The organism is Cohaesibacter gelatinilyticus (assembly GCF_900215605.1).
Classification (GTDB): Bacteria; Pseudomonadota; Alphaproteobacteria; order Rhizobiales; family Cohaesibacteraceae; genus Cohaesibacter; species Cohaesibacter gelatinilyticus.
Map to the genome: position 1 here is coordinate 1297212 of NZ_OBEL01000001.1, position 25981 is coordinate 1323192.

At 49.9% G+C, this 25981-nt stretch carries 22 protein-coding genes; 13 read left to right on the plus strand and 9 right to left on the minus strand.

Translation table 11 applies throughout. The annotated features are described in order from the left end of the window. The first annotated feature begins 10 nt into the window (after nucleotides 1-10). The 3 genes from CRO57_RS05800 (at nucleotide 11) to CRO57_RS05810 (ending at nucleotide 2703) form a co-directional block, all read left to right on the plus strand. Nucleotides 11-184 carry a DUF2783 domain-containing protein gene (locus CRO57_RS05800; RefSeq protein WP_097152384.1) on the plus strand — a complete coding sequence of 58 codons (174 nt, stop codon included), beginning with the start codon at nucleotides 11-13 and terminating at the stop codon, nucleotides 182-184. Between the two features lie 95 nt (nucleotides 185-279). Then, nucleotides 280-1635 (plus strand): homogentisate 1,2-dioxygenase, encoded by a 1356-nt coding sequence (gene hmgA / locus CRO57_RS05805; RefSeq protein WP_097152385.1) that lies wholly within the window; start codon nucleotides 280-282, stop codon nucleotides 1633-1635. A 162-nt stretch (nucleotides 1636-1797) separates the two neighbouring features. Continuing rightward, entirely contained in the window at nucleotides 1798-2703 is a 906-nt protein-coding gene (locus CRO57_RS05810; RefSeq protein WP_210200762.1) for a DMT family transporter, read from the plus strand. Between the two features lie 9 nt (nucleotides 2704-2712). Here the strand turns inward: CRO57_RS05810 and CRO57_RS05815 are convergent, their stop codons facing one another. After that, entirely contained in the window at nucleotides 2713-3090 is a 378-nt protein-coding gene (locus tag CRO57_RS05815; RefSeq protein WP_097152387.1) for a YbaN family protein, read from the minus strand. 196 nt (nucleotides 3091-3286) lie between these two features. On the opposite strand from CRO57_RS05815, the gene CRO57_RS05820 reads away from it, so the two are divergent. Further along, nucleotides 3287-4024 (plus strand): DUF502 domain-containing protein, encoded by a 738-nt coding sequence (locus CRO57_RS05820; RefSeq protein ID WP_097152388.1) that lies wholly within the window; start codon nucleotides 3287-3289, stop codon nucleotides 4022-4024. A gap of 36 nt (nucleotides 4025-4060) precedes the next feature. On the opposite strand, the gene recG is transcribed toward CRO57_RS05820, so the two are convergent. Next, nucleotides 4061-6166 carry an ATP-dependent DNA helicase RecG gene (recG, locus tag CRO57_RS05825; RefSeq protein ID WP_097153225.1) on the minus strand — a complete coding sequence of 702 codons (2106 nt, stop codon included), beginning with the start codon at nucleotides 6164-6166 and terminating at the stop codon, nucleotides 4061-4063. Between the two features lie 185 nt (nucleotides 6167-6351). On the opposite strand from recG, the gene CRO57_RS05830 reads away from it, so the two are divergent. The 3 genes from CRO57_RS05830 to CRO57_RS05840 are packed head-to-tail and all read left to right on the plus strand — an operon-like array spanning nucleotide 6352 to nucleotide 10640. Then, nucleotides 6352-6636 carry an FAD assembly factor SdhE gene (locus CRO57_RS05830; RefSeq protein ID WP_097152389.1) on the plus strand — a complete coding sequence of 95 codons (285 nt, stop codon included), beginning with the start codon at nucleotides 6352-6354 and terminating at the stop codon, nucleotides 6634-6636. Nucleotides 6637-6684: 48 nt separating this feature from the next. Continuing rightward, nucleotides 6685-10182, plus strand: coding sequence for a transcription-repair coupling factor (gene mfd / locus CRO57_RS05835; RefSeq protein ID WP_170955964.1), 3498 nt, complete (start codon nucleotides 6685-6687; stop codon nucleotides 10180-10182). Between the two features lie 2 nt (nucleotides 10183-10184). Beyond that, nucleotides 10185-10640: a hypothetical protein gene (locus CRO57_RS05840; RefSeq protein WP_097152391.1), complete on the plus strand. Its 456-nt coding sequence runs from the start codon at nucleotides 10185-10187 to the stop codon at nucleotides 10638-10640. Between the two features lie 6 nt (nucleotides 10641-10646). Here CRO57_RS05840 and CRO57_RS05845 read toward each other — a convergent pair whose 3' ends face one another. The 3 genes from CRO57_RS05845 to CRO57_RS05855 all read right to left on the minus strand — a co-directional run bounded on the left by CRO57_RS05845 (nucleotide 10647) and on the right by CRO57_RS05855 (nucleotide 15678). Then, the gene (locus CRO57_RS05845) at nucleotides 10647-11996 is read right to left on the minus strand and encodes a diguanylate cyclase domain-containing protein (RefSeq protein WP_097152392.1); all 1350 of its coding nucleotides are present in this window, start codon (nucleotides 11994-11996) and stop codon (nucleotides 10647-10649) included. Nucleotides 11997-12057: 61 nt separating this feature from the next. Beyond that, on the minus strand, nucleotides 12058-13761 hold the full coding sequence (locus tag CRO57_RS05850; RefSeq protein ID WP_097152393.1) for an AMP-binding protein: 1704 nt from the start codon (nucleotides 13759-13761) through the stop codon (nucleotides 12058-12060). Nucleotides 13762-13908: 147 nt separating this feature from the next. After that, entirely contained in the window at nucleotides 13909-15678 is a 1770-nt protein-coding gene (locus CRO57_RS05855) for an extracellular solute-binding protein (protein WP_244580018.1), read from the minus strand. Between the two features lie 407 nt (nucleotides 15679-16085). Here CRO57_RS05855 and CRO57_RS05860 point away from each other — a divergent pair, with 407 nt between their 5' ends. Next, nucleotides 16086-16730 (plus strand): invasion associated locus B family protein, encoded by a 645-nt coding sequence (locus CRO57_RS05860; RefSeq protein ID WP_244580019.1) that lies wholly within the window; start codon nucleotides 16086-16088, stop codon nucleotides 16728-16730. Between the two features lie 114 nt (nucleotides 16731-16844). On the opposite strand, the gene hspQ is transcribed toward CRO57_RS05860, so the two are convergent. The 3 genes from hspQ to CRO57_RS05875 form a co-directional block, all read right to left on the minus strand. Further along, nucleotides 16845-17177 carry a heat shock protein HspQ gene (gene hspQ, locus CRO57_RS05865; protein ID WP_170955965.1) on the minus strand — a complete coding sequence of 111 codons (333 nt, stop codon included), beginning with the start codon at nucleotides 17175-17177 and terminating at the stop codon, nucleotides 16845-16847. Nucleotides 17178-17294: 117 nt separating this feature from the next. Continuing rightward, nucleotides 17295-18341, minus strand: coding sequence for an HpcH/HpaI aldolase/citrate lyase family protein (locus CRO57_RS05870; protein ID WP_097152394.1), 1047 nt, complete (start codon nucleotides 18339-18341; stop codon nucleotides 17295-17297). Between the two features lie 178 nt (nucleotides 18342-18519). Continuing rightward, the gene (locus CRO57_RS05875) at nucleotides 18520-19410 is read right to left on the minus strand and encodes a lysophospholipid acyltransferase family protein (RefSeq protein WP_097152395.1); all 891 of its coding nucleotides are present in this window, start codon (nucleotides 19408-19410) and stop codon (nucleotides 18520-18522) included. A gap of 296 nt (nucleotides 19411-19706) precedes the next feature. Between CRO57_RS05875 and CRO57_RS05880 the strand changes: the two genes are divergently transcribed. Together CRO57_RS05880 and CRO57_RS05885 are read left to right on the plus strand one after the other, a co-directional pair. Continuing rightward, complete coding sequence (locus tag CRO57_RS05880) at nucleotides 19707-20657, plus strand: AEC family transporter (protein WP_097152396.1); 951 nt, start codon at nucleotides 19707-19709, stop codon at nucleotides 20655-20657. A gap of 44 nt (nucleotides 20658-20701) precedes the next feature. Continuing rightward, nucleotides 20702-21796: a CaiB/BaiF CoA transferase family protein gene (locus CRO57_RS05885; protein ID WP_097152397.1), complete on the plus strand. Its 1095-nt coding sequence runs from the start codon at nucleotides 20702-20704 to the stop codon at nucleotides 21794-21796. A 37-nt stretch (nucleotides 21797-21833) separates the two neighbouring features. On the opposite strand, the gene CRO57_RS05890 is transcribed toward CRO57_RS05885, so the two are convergent. Beyond that, nucleotides 21834-23039, minus strand: coding sequence for a UbiH/UbiF family hydroxylase (locus CRO57_RS05890; protein ID WP_097152398.1), 1206 nt, complete (start codon nucleotides 23037-23039; stop codon nucleotides 21834-21836). 260 nt (nucleotides 23040-23299) lie between these two features. Here CRO57_RS05890 and CRO57_RS05895 point away from each other — a divergent pair, with 260 nt between their 5' ends. The 3 genes from CRO57_RS05895 (at nucleotide 23300) to CRO57_RS05905 (ending at nucleotide 25876) form a co-directional block, all read left to right on the plus strand. Then, complete coding sequence (locus tag CRO57_RS05895; protein ID WP_210200763.1) at nucleotides 23300-24277, plus strand: DUF2182 domain-containing protein; 978 nt, start codon at nucleotides 23300-23302, stop codon at nucleotides 24275-24277. 98 nt (nucleotides 24278-24375) lie between these two features. Further along, entirely contained in the window at nucleotides 24376-25077 is a 702-nt protein-coding gene (locus CRO57_RS05900) for a CDP-alcohol phosphatidyltransferase family protein (RefSeq protein WP_097152399.1), read from the plus strand. A gap of 34 nt (nucleotides 25078-25111) precedes the next feature. Then, nucleotides 25112-25876, plus strand: coding sequence for a TerC family protein (locus CRO57_RS05905; RefSeq protein ID WP_097153230.1), 765 nt, complete (start codon nucleotides 25112-25114; stop codon nucleotides 25874-25876). Nucleotides 25877-25981: the final 105 nt, after the last annotated feature.

The following is a 25981-nucleotide window of genomic DNA, read 5'->3' on the forward strand; positions in this document are numbered from 1 at the left end:
GGATTTCCCTATGACAAACCAACAAGTAGAAAGAGTTTACGAAGTCATTGCCGAGATGGTTGATCGGGTCGGGCCTGACAAATCAGAGCTATTTTTGGCGAAATTGAGTCTTTTAGTTGCAAGTGAAACAAATGATGTTAAATTAGTTCTGACATGCATTGAAGATGCGGCGAAACACCTATAGCGGAGCATGCCTCCCTATGTGATATCGATGAAGTGTTATGATTGCTTGCAATGCTGACATGTCCCGCAAATCATGGGCGCGAGGGGAATAGACCAATGAATGATCAATCCAAAACCTCTGGGCTGACACTGGCAGAAACATCTGTTGGGACCACCCAAGGCTATATGCCGGGCTTTGGCAATGACTTTGAAACTGAAGCACTGCCGGGAGCATTGCCTCAGGGCATGAATAGCCCGCAGAAATGCAACTATGGCCTTTATGGTGAGCAGCTCAGCGGCACTGCCTTCACTGCAAATCCGCCTGAGCGGACCTGGTGCTATCGTATTCGCCCATCGGTAAAACACTCGCACCGATATGAGAAGATTGACCTTCCATATTGGAAGTCCGCACCAAATGTCGATCCGGACGTTATTTCATTGGGTCAATATCGCTGGGATCCTGTACCTCATTCCAGTCAGGGTACAACCTGGTTGACCGGAATGCGGACCATCACTACGGCGGGTGATGTCAACACTCAGGTAGGCATGGCCAGTCATGTTTATCTGGTCACCGATTCCATGGTCGATAGCTATTTCTTCTCGGCAGATAGCGAGCTGCTGGTTGTCCCACAAGAAGGACGCTTGCGCTTTGCAACCGAGCTCGGCATCATTGATCTGGAGCCGCAGGAAATTGCCATCATTCCACGTGGTCTTGTCTATCGCGTTGAGGTTCTGGAAGGGCCTTGCCGTGGCTTTGTCTGCGAGAATTATGGTCAGAAGTTTGAACTCCCTGGTCGCGGACCAATTGGTGCCAATTGCATGGCAAATCCACGTGATTTCAAAGCACCAGTCGCAGCATTCGAAGATCGTGAGGTTCCATCGGAAGTTACTGTAAAATGGTGTGGGCAATTCCATGTCACCGAGATCGGTCAAAGCCCGTTGGATGTCGTTGCCTGGCATGGCAATTACGCGCCATACAAGTATGATTTGCGCACCTATTGCCCAGTAGGGTCCATCCTGTTCGATCACCCGGATCCGTCTATTTTTACGGTTCTGACAGCCCCATCCGGTCAACCGGGCACAGCCAATATCGACTTTGTGCTCTTCCGGGAGCGTTGGATGGTAATGGAAGACACCTTCCGTCCGCCTTGGTATCACAAGAACATCATGTCCGAGCTGATGGGCAACATTTATGGCCAATATGATGCGAAACCACAGGGCTTTGTTCCTGGTGGTATCAGTCTTCATAACATGATGCTGCCTCACGGCCCGGATAAGGCTGCATTTGAAAAGGCATCCAACTCCAATCTCGGACCGGAAAAGCTGGAAAGCACCATGTCTTTCATGTTCGAAACGCGTTTCCCTCAGCATTTGACCGACTTTGCAGCCAATGAAGCGCCGTTACAGGACGATTATATTGATTGCTGGACATCGCTTGAGAAGAAATTCGATGGAACACCCGGCAAAAAGTAAGCCAAGGGCTGCTTGATGCAGTCGGGTCTATTGAGCGTAACCACAGGCAAGTCGGTAGTGTGCTGTCTTGCCTGATCTATTGTCAGGTCGCTTCAACACAGAAGACCACGATTTGGTTTGGCTTCAGTAGAATTGCTCTACAGCTGTAGGTCGGATGACCCTATGGTGCATTTTCTTGAAATGAAGTGGTTCAGGATCATGGCCAGCGATAAACCTCTCTATGCAATTGCACTCATGATATTGGCAATGGTTTGCATCCCTGCAGGGGATGCAGCCGGCAAGGTGCTAAGCAATGAGTTGTCCGTGCAACCGCTTTTCATTGCATGGAGCCGATTCCTGATTGGGGCGATCTTCATATCATGTCTGATGAAACCGGGATCCATCCAGCTCTATCTGTTCAAGGATTGGCGCATCTGGCTTCGCGCGCTTTTCATCATTGGTGGAATCACCAGCATTTTGACCGCGCTTAGAACCGAACCAATCGCAAATGTCTTTGCGGCTTTCTTCATCGGGCCAATCTTGTCCTATTTTGTTTCGGGCTTTCTATTGAAAGAGCCGATCACGCTTGGACGGACGATTTTGCTTCTGATTGGCTTTATTGGAGTGCTTCTGGTCGTGAAACCCGGACTGAATTTGTCCGCTGGAATGATGTTCGCAATATTAGCAGGATGCTTCTACGGCGCATTCCTTGTTGCCAGTCGATGGTTGGCGACACTGGCGTCAGGAAAGATGATGCTCTTCTCTCAGCTTTCCATCGGGACACTCATACTGGCCCCATTCGGCGTCAGTGATATCCCTGAAATTACGGGAACAATTGCCAGCTTTACCCTCATGAGCGCGCTTGGTTCGGCTATCGGCAATCTCTTTTTGATCTTGGCCTATCAGAAAATGCAAGCCTCTCGCTCGGCTCCACTGGTCTATGTCCAGCTCGTCGCCGCGACAGTATTTGGAATTATGCTATTCGGTGCTTATCCGGACGCTCTGGCACTCGTAGGGATTTCGGTGTTGCTCATTTCCGGGCTGGCCTCTTTCATGCTGCCTCAATCGGCAACAGCTGCCAAGCGCTAAAACTGGTGATTACCCCTCTGGTCCTTCTGGCCGAGAGCCTACATACCAGGCGCTATATGCGAAAAAGGCGAGTACAGGCAGTAGGAGTTGCCAACCCGGTTGAGCGAAATACAGAAAACTGACAAACCCAAATGCCATTCCTGTAAAGGCTGTATATTTTGCTTTGCGGGGAATAGCTTGATGGTCTCGCCATGCAATAACTGGCGGTCCAAAAAGAGGGTGTTCCAGCAACCATTTCTCCATACGTGGAGATGAGCGGGCAAAGAAAAAGACGGCAGCCATGAAGAAGATGGTCGACGGCATGACCGGCAAAAAGGCACCAAGAATGCCAATGCCCGTCATGACAAGACCGAGGGCGAGATAAAGGCCACGTTCCAATTGTTTCATACAAATCTCCTGCTTTCGCAGCGTGGTCCTTCGCCTAATGGAAATTTCTGGTCAGAGGCATCATTATACTGAACAAAAATAGTGCGAGAAGGTCATATTAAACCCTTTTCACCACCATGATGACGCATTATCTGTTAAAAGAAGGCAGATATGCGTCAAAGGCCAATCCTTTGGCTTACAAAAGATTGAGGCGAGAATGAAAAAGAACAAAGATAATGAGGGACAAGAAATACCCCGCCTCACTTTTGGTGCACGATTACGGAACTATTTCTTCACCGGTCTTGTCATCACCGCCCCAATCGGGATCACGATTTTCATTTCCTGGTCCTTCATTCAATGGGTCGATGGTTGGGTCAAACCTTACATCCCAACAGTCTATAACCCGGATAATTATCTGCCATTTTCCGTGCCGGGTGTCGGGCTGATCTTCTCGTTGGTCATCATCACCATTCTGGGGTTCCTGACTGCGAATATTGTTGGTCGTTCCTTTATCAATTTCGGTGAGGTGATGTTGGGGCGTATGCCTCTGGTCCGTAATCTCTATCGTGCGCTGAAGCAAATTTTCGAGACAGCCCTTTCTCAAAAGGGCCAGACCTTTACCAAAGCAGCGGTGGTGGAATATCCCCGCAGAGGCATCTGGGCACTGGCTTTCGTCGCGACAGAAACCACGGGAGAAGTGGAGCACAGGATCGCAAAAAATTATCCAGACATGTCTCAAGAAGGTCATTTGAGCGTCTTCCTGCCAACCACGCCCAATCCAACCTCGGGTTTCTTGCTCTTCGTTCCACGCCAAGACGTGATCTTGCTCGACATGTCCGTCGAAGATGCTGCCAAACTGGTCATCTCGGCAGGCTTGGTGACCCCGGGTTTCGTGGCAGAAAATGCAGTCGAAGAAGACAAGGAAAAGGCAAAGAATCTTTTGGAGCAAGCTTGATCAACCGGTATGACTGTTCCAAAGGAATTTGAAGCACTATCCCGCTTTCAATAGTTGAATAGCCTCATCCCGACCAAAGAGATAGAGCAAATTCCGCAAGGCCTGTCCGCGTGGGCTTTGCAAGGCGGGATCGTTTTCGATGATCAATCGTGCATCATCTCGCGCTGCTTCCATCAATTGCTGATGAATTTCCATCTGAGCCAGTTTGAAACCAGGCGTGCCGGACTGTTTGGTGCCCAGCAAATCACCTTCACCACGAAGACGCAGATCTTCTTCTGCTATGCGGAAGCCATCTTCTGTTTCGCGCATGATCGCAAGACGTGCCTTGGAGACTTCCCCCAGCGGGCCTTTGAACAGCAAGATGCAAGAGGAGGCCTTGTCACCACGCCCCACGCGACCACGCAACTGATGAAGCTGAGCAAGACCAAAGCGCTCAGCATGTTCAATCACGATGATGGTGGCATCGGGCACATCAACGCCAACTTCAATCACGGTGGTGGCAACCAGAATATCCGCTTCACCATCCTTGAAATTATACATGGCTGCAGATTTTTCATCCGGCGTCATACGGCCATGAACAAGCTCTACTCGATTGCCAAACACTTCTTTGAGACTGGAGAACCGGTCTTCGGCTGACGTTACGTCCAGCACTTCGGATTCTTCCACCAAGGGACAAACCCAATAGACCTTCGCCCCAGTTTGCAAAGCGCGTTGTAGCCCATGCACCAATTCACCCAAACGATCCATGGACATGGTGCGAGTGGCAATGGGTTTGCGCCCAGCAGGCTTTTCGGTCAGGAGTGAGACATCCATATCACCGAAATAGGTCAGCACCAGAGTGCGTGGAATGGGTGTTGCCGTCATGACCAGCAGATCTGTTGCACGCCCTTTGGAAGACAGCATCAATCGCTGATGCACCCCAAAGCGATGCTGCTCATCAACAATGGCAAGGCCGAGATCGGCAAACTCGACCTTATCTTGAAACAGTGCGTGCGTCCCAATCAGGAAATCAATGTCACCATCTTTCAAAGCCTTCAGCTTCTCTCGTTTTGACGCTGCACCATCTTTCCCGGTGAGACTGGCAACGCGAATGCCGACTGCATCACAGAGTGGCTTGATGGATTGCAGATGCTGACGGGCCAGAAGCTCGGTCGGTGCCATCATCGCTGCCTGCGAACCAGATTCAATCACATTGGCCGCAGCGAACAGCGCCACCATGGTTTTACCAGAGCCCACATCGCCTTGAATTAGACGCAACATGCGCTCCGGTGTGGTTAGATCATTTGAAATGTCATCAATCGCCTTGGTCTGGCTGCCGGTCAGAGAAAAGGGTAGGGCAGCCGTCAGTGCTTCAGCTAGCTTTCCTTGCCAGCGACGGGCAACCCCCGCTTCTTTCTTCACACTTTTGCGGACAAGTGAAAGTGCAAGTTGACTGGCCAGACATTCATCATAGGCAAGCCGTTGTCGGAATTTGGAAAGCGGGTCGATGTCTTCCGTTTCCAAGGGCATATGAACACGTTGCAAAGCTTCATGAAAAGACGACCAGCTATTTTGCGCGAGCCACGGACCATCTTGCCACTCTGCCAACTCAGGCAACTCTTCAAGGGCAGCTATCACAGTTCGATGGAGAACCTTCCCTGAAAGACCGGCGGTGAGTGGATAGACCGGCTCCAAAAGAGCCATGGAGGCAAACTCTTCCTCTGTTACCACATGGTCAGGATGGGCAATCTGGGCCTCGCCTTTGAAACGCTCCAGACGTCCGGAGATATAGCGTTCTTCTCCCACCGGCATTTGCTGCTCCAAGTAGCTTCCTTTGGCATGAAAGAAGACAAGGGTTAGTTCCCCGGTCTCATCATGAGCCTGAATGCGATAGGGCACACGTCGGTTGTTGCGTGGTGGCGGGAGGTGTTTGTCGATCGTCGCCCGGATAGTGACAATCACGCCATCGGGTGCATAGGCCAGACCCGGCTGCAGGCTTCGATCAATCAGGGAGTGCGGCATATGCAATAATAGATCGATCTTGCGTGCTTCCAGATTTTCATCACCACGAAGCAGCTTGCCGAATGCATGTGACAGCTTGGGGCCAACGCCTTTGATGCCTCTAAGGGACGCAAAAAGTGGATTGAGTTGAGTTGAACGCATGACACCATGATTCCTGATATCTAACATTGCATGGAACCATGCCTTCTCATGACTGACAGGTCAAGCGATGTTCTTGATTTGTTTTATGTTGATTACTCCCTCAGACGCTGACAAATCCCTTGCAAGTCGCTATAGAAGGGCATCAATCTACACGCCGATCAGCGTCAAGCAATGGAGAGGACCGCATGTCACATGGAACCACCCGCAGTAGCGAGGGGCTGGATGTTCGCCGCAAGAAAATTCTCATGCGCGCCTGGCATCGCGGTATCAAGGAAATGGACCTGATGTTTGGTCGCTTCGTTGATGGCGAGCTGGACAAGCTGACCGATCAGGAACTGGATGAGTTGGAAATGATCATGGACCAGCACGATCGCGACCTGATCCAGTGGTTTACCGATGAAGTGCCTGTTCCAGAAGAGTTCGACTGCAAGATCTTTCAGCGCATCAAGACCTATCACGAAACGTTCTGATCAGAACTGACATCTCCCTTTTCTCCCATTCCCTCCCAAGGCCTTCTCATGTCCTCACTCAGCCAAGCGTTTAGCGATTCCATGATGCTGCATTACAGCCATGTCCCGGACGGACTGGAAGGTTTTGCGCTGGGCGAGGTGGCAGATCTGGCCACAAAAAAGGGATCCGAAAACAAGATTGCCGCGCTCTATATCGCGCGCGATTATCAGCGCATGGTCTCCATGGAGCAGGCTTTGCGCTTTTTCGCGCCCAAATATGAGTGTCTGTCCATTCCGGCTTGGGATTGCGTGCCCTATGATCGGGTTTCGCCCAATGCCGAGATTTCAGCACGTCGTATGACAGCGCTCTCGCAACTGGCCTATAGCACGTTCGACAAGCCGGTTATTGTCCTCACGACCATCAATGCTATTCTGCAGCGCGTACCAAGCCGTGCCAGCATGAAACGGCAAAGCTGGGCCGCCAAGCCCGGCCAGGTTGTGGATATGGATGCATTGGTTATCTGGCTGGAAACCAATGGCTTCTTGCGTACACCAACAGTACGAGAGCAAGGCGAATATGCTGTGCGTGGTGGCATCGTCGATCTGTTCGCACCAGGACAGGAAGAACCACTGCGTCTGGATTTCTTTGGCGACACATTGGAGAGCATCCGATCTTTTGAGACTGAAAGCCAGAGATCCATTGGGCAGAAAAAGTCTATTGAATTGGTCTCCGCCAGCGAAGTGGTGCTGACCGACGATGCGATCTCGTCATTTCGAAGCAAATATATTGCGTCCTTTGGTGCAGCCAACCGCGAAGACATGCTGTATCAAGCCATCAGTGAGAAGCGCCGTTATCAAGGGTTGGAGCACTGGATGCCGCTCTTCAATGATGATCTGGAAACCATCCCTGATTTCACTGGTGAAGCACCCATCGTTATGGACCATCTTGCCGACGAGGCCATAAAGGAGCGCATTGATCTCATTCAGGATCATTATGAAAGCCGCAAGGAAGCATTTGAGAGCGATCTTGAACACGGTGTTCCATACAAACCAATCGAGCCGAAACTACTCTATCTTGATGAAGAAGAGTGGTCAGGACAACTGGGCATCCTGAAACGCATTCGTCTGTCTCCCTTCGATCGGCCAGATTCGCAGCTTGGTGAACTTGTTGATTGCGGCGGAAAGCAAGGCCGTAACTTTGCAGCTGAGCGCAGTTCTGGGGCCATCAATATTTTCGACGCTCTCATTCAACATATCGCAGAGCTGAAAGAGAGTAGGAAACGCGTCACCATCGCCTGCTGGTCAAAGGGTGCTGCAGAGCGCATGCATCAGGTTCTGACTGACCATGGTCTGACAGGCCTCGTTCCCTATGAGACATGGCAAGCTCGTCAGGTCATCACACAGAAACAAGTTGGCATTACGGTTCTGGAGCTTGAAAGCGGCTTTGAGACCGAAAAAGACGCTGTCATTGGCGAGCAGGATATCCTTGGTGATCGTCTGATCCGTAATAAGCGTCGCCGTAAGAAAAGCTCCGATTTCCTGACGGAAGCCACCAGCCTGTCACAAGGTGACATAGTCGTTCATATCGAACATGGTATCGGTCGCTTCGAAGGACTGAACACGGTGGATGCTGCCGGCGCACCTCACGACTGCCTCGAGATCCACTATCATGGCGGCGACAAGCTTTTCTTGCCGGTAGAGAATATCGAGCTGCTCTCGCGCTATGGTAATGCGGATACGGAAGCTGTACTCGACAAGCTGGGCGGTGTTGCCTGGCAAGCGCGTAAATCCAAGATGAAGGCCCGCATCCGCATGATGGCGGATGCCCTTATCAAGGTTGCCGCAGAGCGTGAGTTGCGCACGGCTGAACGGATCACACCTCCAGATGGGCTCTATGACGAATTCTCCGCACGCTTCCCGTATGATGAAACCGATGATCAGTTCAATGCCATTGAACAGGTCTTCGATGATATGGGATCCGGTCGTCCGATGGATCGCCTTATCTGTGGCGATGTTGGCTTTGGCAAAACGGAAGTTGCATTACGCGCCGCCTTCATTGCAGCGATGAATAGCAAGCAAGTTGCTGTTGTCGTACCAACAACGCTTCTCGCCCGTCAGCACTACAAAACCTTTGCTGAACGCTTCGCAGGATTTCCGCTGAATGTCGCGCAAGCTTCGCGTCTTGTTTCGGGCAAAGAGTTGAACCAGACCAAGAGAGATATAAAAGAAGGCACAGTTGACATCGTGGTTGGCACCCATGCCTTGCTGGGTAAAAGCGTCGATTTCCGTGACCTGGGCCTCTTGATCATCGATGAAGAGCAGCATTTCGGTGTGAAGCATAAAGAACGCCTGAAAGAGCTACGCGCCGATGTTCATGTGTTGACCCTTTCCGCAACGCCAATCCCGCGCACGCTGCAACTGGCACTGACTGGCGTGCGGGAACTTTCACTGATCGCAACCCCTCCAGTGGATCGGTTGGCAGTTCGTACCTTCATTTCACCATTCGATGCGCTGACCATACGTGAAGCACTTCTGCGAGAACGATATCGTGGCGGTCAGAGCTTCTATGTCTGTCCACGCGTTTCTGATATTGCTGAAATCCACGCCTTCCTCGAAGAGCACGTGCCAGAAGTCAAAGTCGCTGTCGCCCATGGCCAGATGCCAGCAGGACATCTCGATGACATCATGACGGCCTTTTATGACGGCCAATATGATGTTCTGCTCTCCACCACTATTGTGGAATCGGGCATTGACGTACCGACGGCTAATACGCTGATTGTTCATCGTTCAGATATGTTTGGCTTATCGCAGCTTTATCAGCTCCGCGGCCGGGTAGGGCGCTCAAAAACGCGTGCCTATGCACTCTTCACAGTTCCGGCGAAGAAAGTTTTGACTGCTACTGCCGAGCGTAGATTGAAAGTACTGCAAAGCCTGGATACCCTTGGCGCTGGTTTCCAGCTTGCCAGTCACGATCTGGATATTCGCGGCGCAGGCAATCTGCTTGGTGAGGAGCAATCCGGTCACGTCAAGGAGGTAGGTTACGAGCTCTATCAGCAGATGCTGGAAGAAGCGGTCGCTTCCCTGAAATCCGGCGATATGTCTGTCATGGAAGACAAATGGTCGCCGCAGATTTCTATCGGCACGCCAGTACTCATTCCTGATAGCTATGTGGCAGATCTTCAACTGCGTCTCAGTCTCTATCGTCGCCTTGCAGATCTGGTCGAAGCCGACGAGATCGATGAATTTGGCGCAGAACTGATTGATCGCTTTGGTCCGCAACCTGATGAAGTCAAACATCTACTCAAAATCGTCTTCATCAAAGGTCTTTGTCGTAAAGCCAATGTCGAGAAAATCGATGCAGGGCCAAAGGGTGCTGTCATCGCATTCCGCAACAATGAGTTCCCCAATCCAGCAGCACTGGTCGGCTATCTGACGGAACAGGGTGTTTTGGCAAAAATTCGTCCGGATCAAAAAATAGTCCTGATACGCAATTGGGATAGACCGATGGATCGCTTGAAGGGAACTGCTATCATCATGACCCAGCTAGCCAAACTGGCTGCATCCTGATCATGGTGGGTCGTCTCTATTGGCCAGATCCCGAAACAAAACGCGATCCGGTCAGGCGATGGGCGAGACAAGACCGCTGTTTCTTTGGCTACGGAGCCTGTCATATTCTGGCAGGTGCTTTCCTGAAACTATATCCAGATCAAGGCTTCAAGGCTCATTGGATCCAGCCAAACGAGGGATATTACGGCAATCATATCTTTGTCGCGCAAGGTGATCTTGCATTCGATCATCATGGATATTGCCACAAGAAATGCTTGCTCAATCATCTGATGATTGGCTGGAAAGCGAGATACGAAGGTTGGGATTTTAAGTTGGTTGAGGTCAAATTCGATCTGCTTGATACTACCAACTTGAACGAGCGCAATATGCTAGGAGCACGTCAATATCTGCACGATGCAGAGAAGAGGGCAGACGCATTTGTCAAACGCTATCCAGCCCCTCATCGTGTTGTTCTTTGAGCAGTCCTAGAATCGGATGACCGGATTTTCAAATAAATCTTTCAGGATCTTATCTACATCTGTGATCTCACTCTTGGTATCGCTATAGTGCAATGAGAAATCCAGAGATACTTTCACGCCTTTCTGTGAGCTCTGCTCAATAAAGGGTGAGAGCTGAATGATCGATCGAATGCGGCGTAAAGCCGAGCGGGTTTCATAAAGATCCGTATCCGGGAACAGTGCAACGAACCGGCCATTATCAAGTCGTGCGAGCAAATCTTCTGCCCGCATCAAGGACGAAATCAGTCGACCAACCCGGGACAAAAGACTGTTTTCATGGATCTTGTGTCCTTGATTGTCGCCTATAACGTCAAAACTGATATCAATCCCTGCAAAGCTCATTGAAGTGGCACCGGTATCTCCCTCTAAGGCCTCCAAATGAGCTTTTAAAAATTTCTCGGAATATAGGCGAGTAATTTCGTCCGTTGGCATCAGCAGACGGGCTTCGGAAAAGATTTTTCGAAGCTGTTGTCTATATCTCTCCTCTCGAACTAGGATATCGATTCTGTTTTCAAAGAACCGCTCTGAGAAAGGGAACGAGACAATATCATTGGCGCCTGCTGCCAATGCGGCCAAGCCATCTTCAGTCGCCTTCTTATGGCAAACCAGAATGATGGGGAGTGAGAAGTAACTGGGATTACGGCGTAACGCATTCGTGAACTCAACAAGATGAGCATTGTAATCGCTTAGCTCGATGATCAAGGCGTCGAATTTCTGTGCTTCCAGCATATCTTCCGCCATTTGTGGCGTTAGAGAAGCAACAATATCAATGCTGTCGGGCAATGCGCTTTGTACTGGTAAAAAAGCCATGCCCGACCCGAGAAAGAGTAGCTTTTGCTCAGCCAAATCGCTGGGTGGTGGCACGACGGGCAGGCCAACCCCAAAACGCTTGAAGGTGAGCGCTCGTCTCTCTGCCTCGCGCCGCATGGTTGCTAACCGCATAAGGGATATCAAGCGATTGCTGATCAAATCTCCCGTGAGAGGAGGTTGCAAAATATCGCTGAAATGAAGGAGTTGATCTTCCGTCAAATGCACGGATGGGCTTGCAATAGCAACCATCGGCACCCTTGCATGATCCAGTCCGTGTTTGGCGCGCAGGGCAACAGACCGTTCAATCAAAATATCAATATCGCTTGCAGCGACATCCAGAAGATCAAGCAGGATGATATCTGCTTGCAACTCAACCTTGGAAGGGTTCTCGGTTCCCAAAATACTATGGGACCAGACTTCGAATTCTTTTTGTATCAGCAACCCGGCCCAATCAGGAATATCAAAACCATAATCCTGCTCGGTCAAGATGAGCGCTTGCTTTCCCATTCAACTTATCTCTTTTTGAAGTCCGACAGAGGTATTTGTTACCTGCAAATCGAGGCCTTGTTCAGGCAACTTTTTTATCATCACTTTGGTTCATCAGCCCGCTGCGATGCACCTTGCCATCTCCTTGGCGAGGAATGGATGCAACATGCACCAGTCCCAATGGTATTTTGTGAGCGGAAACCGATTTGTTTTCGAGTTCCGAATGCAGTTGATCAAGGCTATAGGTATCGTCCGCAACAACAGCCACCATCAGTTCATTACCACCATATTGGGCAGGTCGCACAAAGGCTGCGGCATCCTCGATGCCATCACAAGATTGATAAAGATTATCCAATTCACTTGCCTGAACCGACAGGGCGCCCAGAGGCAGGATATCGCTCAAATCCCCCAAGGGTACAAAAAATATCTGCTCTTCAACTTGTTCGGTGACACGGCATCCAATATCGGTATGGATGAACCCGTTTCGGTTGCTTGGCAATATACGCCCGTCCTGGCTGCCTGCAACAGGGAAGGCGAGGTTTGGAACCATGGGACCCGAAACACAAAGTTCCCCACCTACCAATGAGGAATCAAATTGGGCCTTTGCTTCTTCAAGGCCGAACAAATCGCTTTCCAACCAGACGAGCTTGGATCCGTCGGTTTGAGTTGATGCAATTTCACCTAACAGGATGCTGCCGATTTGTCCTGGCTCACGTCTGATCTGTGAGTGCAAGGCTAACTCATTGAAATTGGTAACATCTATCAGGCGTGCAGCTGTTTCATTATTCCGGTAGACTTCTACGCCGGTATGATAGCGCACCCAAATCAATGATATGCTGAGCAATTGTTCGCGCACCTGAGCCGACAAAAGGGAGTGAAAGATTTCCCAGCCATGTGCTGGAATCATCGCATGTTGCACGCCATATTCTGCCAAACAGGATTCAAGACGTTGATAGGTCTGGAAGTGATGAAACTGAAGTCGCGCACCTTGAAGAAGGGCTGCCGCAAAACTGGCACCAAGTCCGGGGAGCCCAGACCAGTGATGGCTCATGAGAACGCATTCATCTGCGCCTAGACCCGTTTGCGAAATATGGTGTCTTGCGACAGAGAGCAACTGATTATGATTGCGAGCAATGGGCATGGATGGATGATTATTGGCCGTACTCCAGACAATATTATGAAGTTCATCCGCTGCATCGCCTGAAGAGACGAATTGTTCTTCGGAAATCTCGATATTGTCATCCAACTCATCCATGACGGGGCCAAGATCAACCAGACCATCAGGAACATCTTCACCAAGGCAAAAGACAAACCGGATCGAGAACATGGTAGCAGCGACATTACGGACCCGTTCGCCGACCGGATCCTTCTCATAATGACTGGTACAGATGACAGCTTTTGCGCCAATATCCTCAAAACGTTCCAGAAGGTCTGTTTCGCCCAGTGTCAAAGGTAAGGGGGCGATAATCAACCCCAGATGGCTGGCTGCAAGAACGATCAGAGCCCCATCGACCCCGGGGGGGAGCATCATGGCCACCACGGTGTCGCGCTTCAGACCCATGCCGGAGAGAAAATCACAAAGGCTGAGGAGTTTCTTGGAAGCTTGAAGATAAGTAAGACATTGAGGCTGCCTACCATTCACCGTTGGGAGCTCAGGGTCGTCAATAAAAGCCAGACTGTCCGGCCTCGTTTGCGCATGAGACAGCAAGATCTGGTCAAGACGGGAATCTTGCCAGACGCCATTTGATCGGTACTTATCACGTTCTTCCTGACTAGACAGCAGCATCAATCCACCTCACGAAACCCAGGTCGCAAACATATTTTGTTAACTATCTATAATCAGTGTAGCTGATTCCCGTCCCAATACACGAACCAAGGCCAAATCGAATGTCAAAGATTTGGATAAACCCTTTGAAGAACGCAAATTTTAGGTTTATTCAGCTCGTTTGTCCCACCATGTTTTCGAGGCATAACCACCAAGCGGTTTGCCTTTCGGGATACCGATATGAGACCAGACACCGAGCCAGCTGTCTGCCTTATAAAAGAGCGGTACTACATAATATCCGTTCATCAAGCTGCGGTCAAAGGCACGGACAGCCGAAGTAAACTCTTCAGACGACTTGGCTGCGAGTAGTGCATCAATCATGGCGTCTACTGCCGGATCATCGGCGCCTGCCTGATTGAACCAACCATCCTTGTTACGCTGAGAAGAATGCCAGCGGGAATATTGTTCATTTCCAGGGGAGAGAGAGGCGGACCAAGACATTTTCATCATATCGAAATCCATGGTTTTGCGTCGCTCCCAATATTGCGCACTATCGACCGTTCGAATGGACATGGTAATGCCTAACCGTTCCAATATGCGGCTATAAGCAAGAGCGAGACGTTCCTGTTCTTTTGTTGTCGCCAAAAATTCGAATGCAAGTGGCTTTCCATCTTTTGCAGATTTCATCACTCCGTCGACAAGACTATAACCGGCCTCATTTAACTGCTTGAGGGCAATCCCCATAACTTTTCGCATTTCTCGGCTGTCTTTGGCAGAGACAGGCATATAGCTGCCATCCAGAATATCCGTGTCGAATTCTGACTTGAAGGGACCAAGAAGTGTATTTTCCAGGGCGCTGGTTGCCAATCCCAAAGCTGATAAGTCGGAATTTTGAAAATAGCTACCGGAGCGACGGAACAGGCCATGATAAAGGTTCTTGTTGACCCATTCAAAATCGAAAAGACTTGCCAATGCCCGTCTTACTCGACGATCGGAGAAAACATCCCTACGGGTATTGAAAACGAAACCGGACATTCCTTTGGGGAGACGCGATACAAATGTCTTTTGAAGCACCTTGCCTTCTTTGGCGGCTGTGAAATCATATTGTTTGGCCCAGCGTGCAGGATCTGATTCCGGCAGCATATCGAATGCACCTTTCTTGAAGGCCTCGAACATGGCCGTGTTATCACGGAAATACTCAATGCTGATTTCATCGAAGTTGTCCATGCCACGTTTGATCGGAAGGTCTTGCGCCCAATAGTTAGGGTTTCGCTTCAGAAGCAATCTTGTTCCAGGATCAACCCGATCTATCAGATAGGGACCGGAACCAATGAATTGATATTGACCGGATTTTGCAAATTTTTCGGGGTCTATTGCATGCTTTGGTAGAACAGGAAACAAACCAATTAATAGTGGGAGCTCTCGATCACCTCCATCATTGAATACAAATCGAATCTGACTATCGGACACGCGTTCAATATTTTTGATTCGTTTGATCAGGTTTTTGTAATTGGGACGGCCGTGTTCTCGCAGGAGATCGATTGTGAACAACACATCGTCGGCGTCTATTGGATGGCCGTCGGAAAATTCCGCTTCATCACGAATTTTAAAAGCAATTGAAGAGCGATCTTCCGGAAGGTCTACCCACTCTGCCAAAAGACCATATAAGGAAAATGGCTCATCATCGGCGCGAGTAAGAAGGGATTCATAAACGTTGCGGCCATACTCGACATCCCAGAGACCACGCGGTGCAACGCCTTTCAGCAAAAACGGATTAAGACTATCGAAGCTACCATGCGAGCCATAGGAAATACGACCTCCTTTGGGGGCGTCCGGGTTTACATAAGATAAGTGGCTGAAACTTTTATTATATTTTGGAATTCCATGCATGGCAATGCCGTGGCTGGGCTCTGCCGCAACATAGGTTCCGCTTGACATAAGCAATAAAAATCCCAAACAGGCATGTCTAAATCTGTGCTTCAAGGATTTGTCATTAACCGATAGGTGAGGGGAAAATTGCCCTTTTGCTGAAAGTAAGAACAACTTCAGCTGAGACAGAACAGCTGGACACATTTCGCTCAACATTTGGGCACCTTTATCCTATTTGTATGACGAGCTGATCAAGGCCTCGAATCGTCGATTGACACTATCATAGATTGGAATATCCACCCCTCAGTGTCTATGTGATGTCTACATACTGGAATTTTTCGTACGCACCTTGTAGAACAGAGCCCAAAGAGCCACTATTCTGCCCAAATCATCTCAGATGGTGGGCTTAGATAAGATATAACGGAATTGGGCTAACCTCTTCCTGAAACATTGAAACACATACGGGATTTCAATTCATGGTCATGATTGACAAGGCCTCAAAGCTGCTCAGGCCATTTGCTTTCGGTGCGCTGGCAACCATTCTTTTTGCTGCTACAGCTCCAGCCCAAGCTCAAACCGAAACCAAAGCGCTTGAACAAGCTGCAAAAACTTGGGTCAAAATCTGCTCACCAGATCCCAAAAGCAAGAAAAACCTCTGCATGATCGCACAGGAGTTGCGCGCGGAAACCGGTCAGTTTCTGGCATCTGTCGCAGTTCGGGAGATTGAAGGCAAAAAGCGCAAAAGCGTGGTCATTGCGATCACGCCAGGCATGCTGCTGCAGCCTGGTCTTTCTGTTCAGATTGACAAGGGTAAACAGAACAAAGGTGCTTATGGCATTTGCTTCCCGAATGCTTGTTACGCGGAGATTGTTGTTGATGCCAATTACATCGCTCAGATGAAAAAGGGCTCCAAGCTTTCTTTGACCACCCTGAACCAGCAGGCTCAGCCGGTACGTTTTGACATGACCCTTTCTGGTTTTACAGCTGCCTATGATGGTCCATCTCTGGATCCTGCAAAAGCTGTCAGCGAGCAGGAACAATTGCAGAGCGAACTGCGCAAGCGCGCCGAAGAGCAACGCAAGAAACTGCTGGAACAGAAAAAGAAGGCAGACGGCAACTAAGTCTGTCTAGCTATCCTGATCAAAAATCAAAAACCCCGCCAGATTGATTTCTGAGCGGGGTTTTGTTTTTCGAGCGTATCTGAACGATTGGTACATTGTTTCGCTATCAGAGCGTCAATTCAACAAATCGTCGATTGGTTGATAGATGCCGCTTTTTCGGCCCTTGAAGATCTGTCGCACCTGGGGATGACGGACGGGTTCATTGCTATCATCTTCGAGCAAATTCTGCTCGGAGACATAGGCTACATATTCTGTTTCATCATTCTCGGCGAAAAGATGATAAAAGGGCTGATCTTTACGCGGACGCACATCTTCTGGAATAGCGTCATACCATTCTTCGCTATTATCAAATTCCGGATCGACATCAAAAATGACACCGCGAAAAGAATAGACGCGATGCTTGACGACCTGACCAATCTGAAACTTGGCTCTTTTCATCTCTGTCATGGTTCTGGCTCCGCTCACTTGAATTCAAGGCAATCAGCCCAAACAGGCTGATTGCAGAAGCGCTAGAGGCCATGAGGGGGCCAATTTGTCAAGCTAAAAAACTGCGCAGTTAGCTGTTCACGCCTGGAGGCCATATTTTTCCGCCATCTCAGGGTCTTTGGCTGCGACTTGTTTGGCCAAATCCACGATCACCTTGGCCTGCTTCCAGGTAGCATCATCCTGCATTTTACCATCAATCATGACGGCTCCTGTGCCATCTGGCATCGCTTCCAGAATGCGCAACGCCATTTTTACTTCATCAACCTCAGGGGAGAAAACTCGCTTGGCAATATCAATCTGGGTTGGATGCAGAGACCATGCGCCCATGCAGCCAAGAAGAAAGCTGTTCTGGAACTGAGCTTCGCATGCTTCCAGATCAGCAAAATCGCCGAACGGGCCATAGAAGGCTTTCAAACCATGAGCCATACAAGCATCGACCATCTTGGCAATAGTGAAATGCCATAGATCCTGCTGGTAAATGGAGCGGGTTTTGCCTTCTTCCATATCGGACAGAACACGATAGCCGGGATGTCCCCCGCCTACACGCGTGGTTTTCATACCTCGAGAGGCCGCCAGATCGGCTGGGCCAAGCGAAATACCATGCATACGCGGCGAAGCACCACAAATCGCCTCAACATTGTTCACGCCTTCAGCAGTCTCCAGAATTGCATGAATGAGAATTGGTTTCTTCACGTCATGCTTGGCTTCCAGCTGCGCCAGCAATTGATCAAGATAATGAATGTCCCAGGGGCCTTCCACTTTTGGAAGCATGATCACATCAAGCTTGTCGCCAACTTGCGAAACAATCTCGGTGATATCATCCAGCAACCAGGGGGAGTTCAGGCAGTTGACGCGTGTCCAGAGACCGGTTTCACCAAAGTCGTTATCTTTGGCCATCTGAATGAAACCAGCGCGGGCTTCTTCTTTATTGTCGGCAGGAATGGCGTCTTCCAGATTGCCCAGAACCACATCGACCTTCTTGATGAGATCAGGAACCTTGGCACGCATCTTCTCGATATGAGGCGGGACGAAATGAATCATCCGCTCGACACGGGTTGGCAATTCCTTGAATGGCTCGGGGGCGCCAATGGCCAGGGGTTTGAAAAATGCGCGTGGGGTCTTCATGCCCGCCTCCTGTTTTGTCCTCTGGCCATCATATTATGTGATCCGTCACGGCCAGCAAAAGTGATTTGGGTATATCGCACCGCAAAAATTGCTGCGGCGCAATAGGCAAGAAGGTGAAGACAGCATGATTTTTGTGAATGGGTGATTGAAATATGGATGATAATGGTCGTTCTAGTGCTCACCCCCAGCGCTTGTGGGCCCACATCCATTGGTCTGGGCGTGCTCGGACCCAATTTTCAAATATTGCTTGAACCTGACGCGTTGCCTCATTCACATCAGCGTCAACATCATCAGTATAGGGTACATTGATCTCTTCAAACTCCAGATCAAACTCCAGCCCATTACGCCGTACAATTCGTCCAGCCACAAGAGGAACATTGAGATTTCTCGCCATACGAGCGGGGAAGATATTGGTTGGGGCAGGGCGTCCGAAGAAGGGAACTTTCAGCCCTCCGGCATCGCGCAAATCACCCATGATGGCGGCAATATTGCCATCACGCACCCAGGCCATCATCTTGGTGCCTGCCCGGTTTCCCTTGGCGTGAATGCCCCCTTTGAAGAAGGAATTGCGCATTTTAACGACATAACCATCAACAAGTGGGTTTTTCAGTTTCTGATAAACGGTGGAGAGCTTGACGCCATGTTGATGCGCGATAATGCCGCCAAGTTCCCAATTGCCGGAATGAAGGGAGACCAGCACGCCGCCCTTTTTAGTCACCAAAGCCTCGATATTCTCAAAATTCTCGTCTTTATGAAACTTCGCGGCTGCCTTCTCAAACCGATCTACCAGCAGACCTTCAGCAAAGGTGCGCCCCAGATTGTCCCACATATCCAGAGTGATCAAATGCAGTTCTTCATCTGTCTTGTCGGGAAAGGCTTGCCGGAGATGATCCATGGCTCGCTTCTGCCTGGAAAGTTTTGGCGCAACCTTTCGCCAACACCAGCCCATGAAAGCAGAAGACATTTCCAATGGCATCATACGCAGAATACTGATAACGAGCATCACACCGGCATATTCCAGACGATGAGAAAACGTGATCTTTCTTGGCTTTTTTTGTGGGCTGGACAAATTTCTTCTCTGTCAGTTGTTCAGAACTCTGTCTGGTTTTAGAGAAGCTTGTGAAAAGCGCAAGAAAAACCCGCTCAGTAGGCACTTTGCCGGTGTGGAAAGCACACTACCAATCAGACGACATTAGACATTCCTCTGACCTGCTGCATCTCTCCGTACTGTTGCGGTAGAAGCAATTGGGCAAATTTGAAAATCTGTATCAATATCCGTCGAAAACGTAAGAATCACAATTATCGACAGTGTCCATACAACGACGAAATCATCTAAAGTGATCGTGCAGAAAGAGGGGAGGCAATATGGGAGACGTATTCACCTTGGCTCTGCCCTTTTTCGGGCTGATCTTTCTAGGCTTCCTCTCTGGAAAAATTGTCAAACTGCCTGAAGCGGGTCTGGCTTGGCTCAATTTCTTCGTCGTCTATATCTCTCTACCAGCTCTATTCTTTCGACTGATCTCTCAAACCCCTTTGGAAGAACTGACAAACTGGTCCTTTGTCATGTCCACCACATTGACCACCTACAGTGCATTCGCGCTGGCCTTTGCCTTCGGTCTTTGGATGACACGGGGCAAAATGGCAGAAGCGACCATTCAAGGATTGGTGGGGAGTTATTCCAATATCGGTTATATGGGTCCCGGCCTGACGATCGCAGCTCTCGGGCCAGCCGCAACAGTGCCAACAGCGCTGATCTTCTGTTTTGATTCCATTCTTCTGTTCACTCTGATTCCGGTCATGATGGCATTGTCTGGAACAGAAAAACTAAGTTGGCAGCAGACGATTCTATATGTGCTCAGGAAGGTTTTCCTGCATCCCTTCATCATTGCCACCATCATTGGTGTGCTGGCCGCAGCCGTTCAGTTCCAACCTCCTGGCTGGATCGACAAGATGCTGACCTATCTCTCCAACGCTGCAGCGCCTTGTGCTTTGTTTGCTATGGGGGTGGCCGTTGCCCTGCGTCAGGTGCGCCGAGTGCCGACCGAGATGCCGGTTCTTCTCATCATCAAGCTGATAGTGCACCCAGTGCTGGTTTATCTGCTTTTGAGCCGGATTGACGGTATCCCCGACAGCTGGGTTTATACTGCCATCCTCATGGCCTGCTTGCCACCCGCAGCCAATGTTTTTGTGGTTGCTCAGCAATATGACGTTTATGTCGAGCGAGCTTCGAGCGCAGTGATGATTGGTACATTGCTTTCCGTCGCTACAGTTACGACCTTTCTCTATCTCATAACCAAGGGCTTATTGCCGCTATAAAGACAAAAACAAGCAATCACCCATTACAGGGAAAAGGAATTCAAATGGCTGCTCAACCCCTTTCCGGTATCAAAGTTCTGGATTTCTCAACACTCCTGCCGGGACCTCTCGCAAGTTTGATGTTGGCAGAGGCTGGCGCGGATATCTTGAAAGTCGAGCGACCGGGTGGAGAGGATCTGCGCAACTATCCTCCCAAATGGGGAGAGCAGTCAGCTCCCTTCGCTTTCATGAATAGAGGGAAGCAAAGCCTTGAGATTGATCTGCGGGAAGAGGGTGCTCTGGAGAAGCTACGGCCACATTTAGAACAAGCAGATATCCTGATTGAACAATTCCGACCCGGTGTCATGGCTCGTCTTGGGTTGGATTATGAGGCAGTCCGCAAGATCAATCCAGCCATTATCTATTGCTCTATCTCCAGCTATGGCCAAACCGGCCCCAAAGCCACTCAGGCTGGACATGATTTGAACTTCATCTCAGAGGCGGGTGTGCTCAGCTTCTCGACCGGATTGGATGACAAGCCATCATTGCCACCATTTCTGGTTGGCGATATCGGCGGTGGAACCATGCCTGCTGTGATCAACATTCTGTTGGCACTCCGTATGCGCGATCAGACGGGAGAGGGCACCAATCTCGATATCTCTATGGCTGACAACAGCTTCACCTTTGCGGCCTTTCTTCATGCCGCAGGGCAGGCGACCGGTACTTATCCGGGCAATGGCGATTGGCTACTCACAGGAGCCTCACCCCGCTATCAGCTCTATCCCGCAGCAGATGGCCGTATTATCGCCTGTGGCGCATTGGAACAGAAATTCTGGGACAAGTTCACCGACATCATCGGTTTGGACGACGACCTGAAACAGGATTGGAAAGACCCTGAGACAACCAAAGCCAAATGCGCCGAACTGATCAAAACCAAACCATCATCGGAATGGATGGAGCATTTCGACAAAGCCGATTGCTGTGTATCACTCGTCAAGAAGTTCGACGAAGCCTTGAACGATCCTCACTTCATTGAACGTGGTCTGTTCGACTATCGCATTGAGCAAAGCAATGGCGAAACCATTGGCGCGGCCGTGGTTCCCATCATGCCTCAGTTTCGCGATCAGAACTCAAAAACAAAAGGCTTCCCGGAATTATAAACGGGAAGCCTCGCAATCTTCTCAGAGAATTTATGCCTTATTCGCCTACTTTGGAAAAACGCGATGGACTATCCAGACCAGCTTTCATAAGCAGCTTGCGCAAGGGGGAGAAGCTCTTCGCGGCTGCAAGGCCTGCTGTACGTAAACCTTGTAGAACCGGGATGGAAGAGAGCAAGGACATATTGAGCATGTGAACCCCAGCGGTACGAGACCAGATATCGGTGCGACGCGCTTTGTCATATGCCTCCAGAATACTCTCTGCACCAACGTCTTTTTGGCCAGCTCCCAGCGCTTGCCCAATCTGGCTTGAGAGTTCTTCAATATCTCGAAGGCTCAGATTAAGCCCTTGCGCGCCAATTGGCGGGAAGACGTGAGCGCTCTCGGCAATCAGAGCAGCACGTGGGCCATGGAATTGTTTGGCTATCATGCCAGCAAGCGGGAAGATTTGCGGCTGCGTCAGAATTTCAAACTTGCCATAGAGATGATGCGCCCGCTTTTCCAGCTCCAGTGCAAGTGCCTCGCGATCCAGTACCTTCAACTCTTCTGCTTCTTCAGGTGTCACCACACAGACAAGACTGGATGTGTTGGCATTCTCATAGGGAACAAGCGTGAATGGACCGCTTGGCGTATGAAACTCGGTGGAACTGTTATTGTGAGAATGGCTCTTGTGATGCAGATTCAGAACAAGTGCAGCTTGCGGATAGGACCATTTGCGCATCTCAACACCGGCAGCTTCCTTGACCAGACTTTTGCGTCCGTCAGCAGCAATGGCCAGTTTTACTTGCCATTGACTACCGTCCTGCATATCAATGAGAGCGTGATCGTCTTCAAGTTTTACCGAAGTTGCAAATTGCTGATCTTCAATCAAATCTTCAAGATCGCCAATGCCCTCATGCAAGGCTTTGACCAGCTTATTGTTGTCGATGTTATACCCGAAGGATTCAAGCCCGATCTCGGAGCTGTCAAACTCGGTGATTGGTGCACGGATCAAACGGCCTGTATCATCGAAAAGACGCATCACTCTAAGGGCTTGCCCTTGCGCTCTGACCTGATTCCAAAGCCCCAATTGCTCCAGATATGTGACAGAACTTCCCAAGAGTGCGGTGGTTCGACCGTCGGTGCCGGAATGAGCGGGACCAATCAAAACGCATTTCAGTCCGAGCTTTGCCATCTGAATGGCCGCCACATGACCAGCAGGGCCGCTTCCGACAACGGCAACATCGGCTGTTTTGATCTCGCTCATGGCCTACCTTTCACTTATCGGACAAATTGCCCCTCATTATAGAATGAAACAATATTTGGGGCTGTGCGGTCCTTTATGCAATAATCCAGTCTCGCTTCCGGGTCAAAGACATACGTACCATACCGGGGACAAGACTTGTGCCAAAAAGCCGCAGCCAGCCTTCCAATCTTGATAGAGACCAGAAGTCGTGCCAGAAGTCGCGTGATGCAGGGAAAACGCGTAGTTCGTCAGGCGCACAGGATGTAACGGGGAAGCCTACCATGATGGGGAAGATCTTCAATCAGGCCGATATTGAGGGGCAAGAGCTGTTCAACCAGGATGCGGCTCTCGTTGCGGCATCTGGAAAACCCAGAATAATGTTGGTGCTTTTCATTGCTATTGCGTCGTTGTTTGCTTGGACTTATCTATTCGCCATGGTTGTTGATATGGCGCCAGATATGGATATGCGGGCCATGGGGCCAGGTATGGATGCCTTCAATATCTTCAACAGCTTCGGAAATCTGGATCCAACCACTCGTGCATTCATCGCTGCAGTTTGCGCGCCTTCTGCCGCTATCGGTCATTTCGGCATGCCAAGCTTCGGTGCATGGGGTTTTGAGGATCTGACTATTGTCTTTGCCATGTGGTCGATGATGGCAATCGCCATGATGTTGCCAACAGCTGCTCCAATCCTGAAAAGCTATGCAAATTTTCAGGAAGCCAAGGGCAACAAGATCACGGCTTTCTCTGTTCTTTTGCTGGCACTTGGCTATCTGACCATTTGGATCGGTTTTGGTCTGCTGGCAACCCTTGTGCAATGGGGACTGACAGAAGCACAAACCATGTCGCCTGTCATGGCTCCTGCTTCAATGGTGTTCTCTGCGTCTATTCTGGTTCTTGCGGGTATCTATCAATTCACACCCGCAAAGTTGGCTTGTCTTATTCGGTGTCAGTTGCCGTTCCCATATTTCAACCGCCGCTCCAAACAAGGCTTCTTCCAGTCTTTCACCGGATCCTATGTCATGGGGCTGGAGCAGGGCATCTTCTGCCTTGGCTGCACCTGGGCCATCATGGCCGTGATGTTTGCGGTTGGGGTCATGAATGTCATCTGGATGGCCATTTTGGGTGTTCTGATGGGTATCGAGAAGATGGTTCCCAATATCTGGGTAACAAGAGGAATCGGGATCTTCCTGATTGTCTGGGGATTGTTGATCTTTACCATATCAGATGCTGGACGCACTCTATTGGGCATTGGATAGGCACTCCAGAGCAAAAATACCGGTGGGATTAGGCCAAAAGTAGGCTTGGCGACTTCATCTTCAATTGCCCCCCATGACTGAATGGGTTAGCAAGGGGCATGAAAAAAGTAATAGCATTCATGATCCATATCCTCACCTCATCTGGTGGGGCTTTCGCACTTTTAGCCCTTTTGGCAGCCGTCCAGAAAGACTGGACAATGCTGTTTGCTTGGTTGCTCGTAGCGCAGTTCGTTGATGGCATTGACGGACCAATTGCTCGGCATTTTCAAGTACGTCAAACCCTGCCGAACTGGAGTGGTGATGCGCTGGATTTCGTGATCGATTTCATTACTTACGTCTTCCTGCCCGCTTTTGTACTCGTCTATGCGGACCTCATGCCAGGAACAATGGGTACGATTGCTGCGTCCATCATTGTCATGTCAGGCGGACTTTACTTCGCCGACAGCCGAATGAAGACCTCTTCGAAGGCTTTTCGCGGCTTTCCCGCGGTCTGGAACGGGGTGCTGTTCTATTACTTCATTTTCACCCCGACACCGGGCGTTGGCTTTGTGCTGATATGCCTGCTGGCACTCGCACAGTTCATTCCAGTGGAATTCATCCATCCGGTTCGTGTTGTGCGTTGGCGCTGGATAACAATGGCAATGGTTGCGGTCTGGAGTGCATTTGCAGTGAAAGTCACACTGGCCGGAATGCAGACAACTCCGTTGGATCAATGGATCCTGGCACTGACTGGAATATATTTCTTCATTGTTGGTGGATTGCTGCAAATCCTACGACCGGACATCAAAGCCAGTCCATAAAATGCTCGCCAAACCATAGTGCGGAACATTCATGATGCTCGACTTTTTTCTCGACCCGACAATTCTCGCTTCGCTCCTGACATTGACGGCCATGGAAATTGTACTTGGTATCGACAATGTCGTCTTTATCTCGGTTCTGGTCAGTAAGCTACCCGAACAAATGGCTCAGCGCGCGCGCATGATCGGGATCTTGCTGGCACTTGTCTTCCGTATCATTCTGCTCTTCGCTCTGACTTGGCTGATTGGTCTGACGAAACCGGTTTTTGAGTTCTTCAATCACGGTTTCTCCTGGCGCGATATCCTGATGATTACGGGTGGTTTGTTTCTGGTCTATAAAGCCCTGAACGAGATTCATCTGGAATTGGAATTTTCAGAAGAAGATGAAGCAAAGATCCGCACCGGTAAGACACAATATGTCTTTGGGGCAGCGATTGCCCAGATCATTGCCATCGACCTGGTTTTCTCGATTGACTCAATTGTCACTGCAATAGGCATGGCCGAGCATATTGAGGTCATGGTCACAGCGATGGTGATCGCCATGGTCATCATGTATGTGGCATCCGGTCCCATAGCCAGCTTCATCGAACGTCATACGACCACGAAGATGCTTGCTCTGGCATTCTTGATGCTGATTGGCTTTGCGTTGGTGGGCGACGGCTTTGGCTTGCACATTCCGCGCGGATATATCTATGCGATGATGGGCTTTTCGGTTCTAGTCGAGTTCCTTAATATCATGAGCCTCGATAAACGACGCAGAGCCAAGCTTAAAAGCCTGAAAGAGCAACAAAGGACTGAATAACTAAGCCAAACTGGCAACAATTTGGCCAAAATCGCATTTTTTCCTTTGAATGGAAAATCAAAGCCCTTTTACTAAAAAAGATTGAAACAGTTCCACCGTTCCGGA